At 71.4% G+C, this 3942-nt stretch carries 5 protein-coding genes; all 5 read right to left on the reverse strand.

Annotated elements, in window-relative coordinates; genetic code table 11:
• Positions 1-253: 253 nt before the first annotated feature.
• Positions 254-817, reverse strand: a complete 564-nt coding sequence (locus B9G38_RS14970) for a hypothetical protein (protein ID WP_086220908.1) — start codon at positions 815-817, stop codon at positions 254-256.
• 95 nt (positions 818-912) lie between these two features.
• The gene (locus B9G38_RS14975; protein ID WP_086220906.1) at positions 913-1983 is read right to left on the reverse strand and encodes an NAD(P)/FAD-dependent oxidoreductase; all 1071 of its coding nucleotides are present in this window, start codon (positions 1981-1983) and stop codon (positions 913-915) included.
• Positions 1984-2098: 115 nt separating this feature from the next.
• On the reverse strand, positions 2099-2266 hold the full coding sequence (locus B9G38_RS18625; protein ID WP_233127230.1) for a hypothetical protein: 168 nt from the start codon (positions 2264-2266) through the stop codon (positions 2099-2101).
• Positions 2263-2778, reverse strand: a complete 516-nt coding sequence (locus tag B9G38_RS14980; RefSeq protein WP_233127231.1) for a class I SAM-dependent methyltransferase — start codon at positions 2776-2778, stop codon at positions 2263-2265. The genes B9G38_RS18625 and B9G38_RS14980 overlap by 4 nt, the downstream gene beginning before the upstream one ends.
• A gap of 78 nt (positions 2779-2856) precedes the next feature.
• Positions 2857-3942, reverse strand: a 1086-nt coding sequence (locus B9G38_RS14985) for a bifunctional oligoribonuclease/PAP phosphatase NrnA (RefSeq protein WP_086220907.1), incomplete at its 5' end; no start/stop codon positions are given.

A 3942-nucleotide genomic window follows, 5' to 3' on the forward strand; every position in this document is an offset into this window, starting at 1 on the left:
AGGCGGCTGACGAGGCTGGGGAGGCGTGAGGCGCGGTGCGGTCGCGGTCGGGTGGGACTCAAAGGGGCAGCCGCGAGGACGACGGCGCGCGACGCAAGCACCGCAGTGAGTGAGCGGAGCGAACGAACGAGGAGCGCAGCGAGTGCACCGAGTCCTCGCGGCCGGGGCTTTGGCGGCGTTCACCGTCGATCTACGGTTAGCCATTTATAAGTGAGCGGCCGGGACTTCGGCGCCGTTCACCGCCGATGCGACATCAGTCTCCTGACGAGTTCGTGGAGTCGTCCGTCTGTTCCGGGGCCGAAACGCTTCCGCTCACGCTCGTCGACCCGCCGAGGAGGGAGTGGTCCGAGTCGCCCCGGAGCGTCGTGACCGTCTCGCCGTCCTGCTTCACGATCAGGGTCCACGGATCGTCGCCCGCGGGAATCCGCATCGTGCCGTTGTAGCGGACGACGCCCGAACACGACCGCGACGCGTTCCCCGCCTCCTCGATCGGGACGTCGAGGACGTAGGCCGACCCGTTCAGCCGTTCGAACGTCGGGCCGCCGACCGCGTGCGAGGAACTCGGCAGGGAGACGTTTCGAGCGTACGTGATCTCGGTGTTCCCGGGCCCGGCGGACACCGCAGTCGAACTGTTGGCCGCGAACTCGTCGGGACAGCGGACCTCGTCGGTATCGAAGTGAAGCAGCGCCGGCGGGTCGCTCGCTCCCCCGAGGAGGCCCCCGGGCCCTCCCGACACCGGACCGGCGAGGGCGACGGCGCTACCGGTCACGAACAACGCGAGCGCAGCGGCGACGACGGCGAGACCGCGTCTGTTCATCACGTTCCGAACGACGGGAGAGGCGGGGATAGTACCGTCTATGGGTCAAACAACGGTTTGAGTCACCGAGTCGTTGGACGAGGACGGCGACCGTCTCAGTCGTCCGCGGCCGCGGCGTCGACCTCGACCTCGTACAGCTCGCCGGCGCGCTCGCGCTCGGAGAGGTACTCGTCGGCGTCGAGCGCGGCCTTCACGCCCATGCCGCTCGCGGTGGCCGCCTGCTGGTAGTGGAAGTCGACCACGTCGCCCGCGCCGAAGAGGCCCGGGACGCCGGTCGCGGTCTGGTTGCCGCCGCGGCCGCCTTCGGTGACGAGGTAGCCGTCGTCGTCGGTCTCGATGCCGGTCCCCTCGAGGAAGTCCGTGTTCGGCGTGTGGCCGATGGCGTAGAAGACGGCGCCCACGTCGAACTCGTACTCGTCGACCTCGCCGGCGGTCGCGGAGTCGTCGAGCTTCTCGGTCGGGTGGCCGTCCGGGTGTTCGACGAGCGTCACAGACTCGATCCCGTCCTCGGGCGTGCCGTGGATCTCGGTGAGCTCGGTGTTGAGGAGGAGCTCGATCTCCCCGTCGTCCACCTTGTCCATCACGCGCTCGATCCACACGTCCTCGGCGCGGAACTCCTCGCGGCGGTGCGCGATGTACACCGTGTCCGCGAACTTCGTCAGGAAGTTCGCCTCCTCCATCGCGGCGTCGCCGCCGCCGACGACGAGCATGTCCTCGTCGCGGAAGAACGCGCCGTCGCAGGTCGCACACGTCGAGAGCCCGTACCCCATCAGCTCGTCCTCGCCGGGGACGCCCAGCGTCCGCGCGCTGGCGCCCGACGCGGCGATGACGGCGTCGGCGGTGTAGACGTCGCCGTCCGAGAGCGCGACGCGGAAGTGGCCCGCGGGCTCCTTCGAGACGTCCTCGATGACGCCGTTGCGCGACTCGGCGCCGAACTTCTCCGCCTGCGCTTTCATGTCGTTGATCAGCTGCGGCCCGGAGATCCCCTCGGGGAAGCCGGGGTAGTTCTCCACGTCGGTCGTCAGCGTGAGCTGGCCGCCCGGCTCGTCGCCCTCGACGAGCAGGGGGTCGTTGTTCGACCGCGCGGCGTAGATCGCCGCGGAGAGGCCCGAGATGCCGGTGCCGGCGATGATCAGTCGACGGTGTTCGACGACTTCGTCTGTCATACCCGCCAGTTGGCCGGCGCGTCGTATGTACGTTGCGACCGTTGCGCGATTTCCGCACGACCGGCCTGCCACTCCGTGACAGTCGCTCGACGACGGCGACACCGCGACCGGCGTCCTACCGGACCGCGACGAACACGCTCCGATCGTCTCCGGGGCCGTACCCGTCCGCGACCTCGACGTCGTCGAACCCGGCGTCGGCGAGGGCGTCGGCGATCCGCGCGTCGGCGAACGGCGTCATCCGGCGGCGGTCGACGAACGGGTCGCCGTCGGGGGTGAACGTCACCGCGCGCCAGTCGAGCCGCCCGTCGGCGGTCGGTTCCCGTCGGGCGGCAGCGGGGAGTTGTCGAAGACGAGGACGCCCCCCGGGCGCAGGCGGTCGCGGAGCGCGGCGATCGCGGGGTCGAGACCGGCCGACGCGAGGTGGTTCACGACGCCGCGGATCGCGACGGCGGCGCCGAACGGCGCCACGTCTCCAAGGTCCGGGTCCGGAAGGCCGGTTCGGCGGAGCTCAATGTCGGCCTCACCGTCCACGCCGGCGCACTTCTCGCGCGCGACGTCCAGCATTCCCTCGTGGACGTCTATCGCGGTCACGTCGAGCCCGCGCGCCGCGAACCGACGAGCGTGCTCGCCGGTGCCGCAGCCGACCTCAAGCAGGCGCCCGGAGCCGGCGTCGCCCAGGTCGACCCCACGATCGGCGAGCGCGTCGAACACGAAGGCGGCGTCGCGGTCGTAGTCCCACTCGGACTGGATCGCGTCGTACAGCCGCGGGCGCTCGTCGTAGAGACCGTCAGACATGGCGGCGACGGGATAGCGTCGACGGCCGGCGACGAGTGCCTTGTGCCGCCGAGATATCCGTTAGCACACCTCGCGCGCTCAGTCGGTCGGGAACTCCGGCGGGAGGCCGGTCGGCTGGGCGGGCGCGTCGTCGAGCGCCTCGAAGAACCGGCCGGCGACGAACGCCTCGACGACGTCCGGCAGCGACTCCGACTCGGAAACCTCGCTCAGGATGCCGAGCGGGACCTGCGCCCCGGCCATCGCGGCGTGACCGCCGGCGGAGCCCACGGGGTCGAGCGCGTCGCGCAGCAGTTCGCCCGCGTCGACGTCGGCGCCGCGGGCGCGGGCGGAGCCGTAGATCACCCCGTCGACGTAGCCGTAGACGAACGTCACCGTCACGTCCTCTAAGTCGAGGAGGCGCTCGGCCGCCTGCGCGAGCGCGTCGCGGTCGGCGATCTCGCCGACGCAGGAGGCGGCCACCCGCCCGCGAACGTCGCGGTTCTCGATAGCGGCCGCGAGGACGCGAAGCGTCTCGGGGCTCACGCTCGGGCTCTCGACGCGTTCGAGCGTCGACTCGTCGGCGTGCGCGAGCAGCGCGGCCGCCGCCTCGAAGTCGTCGATGGCGGTCGCGCGCGTGAAGTCCTTCGTGTCGATCCGGATGCCGTACAGAAGCGCCGTCGCGAGGTCCCGCTCCGGCGCGATCCCGTACCGCGAGAGGTACTCCGAGATCAGCGTGCTCGTCGCCCCGACCGCCGGGCGGATGTCGACGAACGACCCCGCGACGGGCCCCCGCGGCGGGTGGTGGTCGACGACGACGTCGACCGGGTGCCCCTCGGGGAGGCTGTCGTTGATCCCCGCGCGGGAGTGGTCGACCAGGGCGACGCCGCCGTACGCGCCGAGGTCGATCTCGTCGAACGACCGGAGCCGGATGTCGAGGAGGTTCACCATCGCGCGGTTCTCCTGGTGGGCGATCTCGCCGCCGTAGCAGGCGTCGGCGTCGACGCCGATCGACGCCGCGATCCGCGCCAGCCCGAGCGCGCTCGCGATGGCGTCGGGGTCGGGGTTGTCGTGCGCGACGACGAGCAGCGGTCCCGAGAGCCGCCGGAGCGTCGCGAGCAACCGAGCCGGCTTCTCGCCGCCGTCGTCGGCGTCGGGGCGGGAGAAGCCGGCTCGGTTGCTCGCGAC

Source organism: Halorubrum sp. SD612, from assembly GCF_002135005.1.

Coding starts and splice junctions, on each gene's coding strand:
- B9G38_RS14975 (WP_086220906.1), bottom strand. CDS start 1,983: ATGACAGACGAAGTCGTCGAACACCGTCGACTGATCATCGCCGGCACC.
- B9G38_RS14970 (WP_086220908.1), bottom strand. CDS start 817: ATGAACAGACGCGGTCTCGCCGTCGTCGCCGCTGCGCTCGCGTTGTTC.
- B9G38_RS14980 (WP_233127231.1), bottom strand. CDS start 2,778: ATGTCTGACGGTCTCTACGACGAGCGCCCGCGGCTGTACGACGCGATC.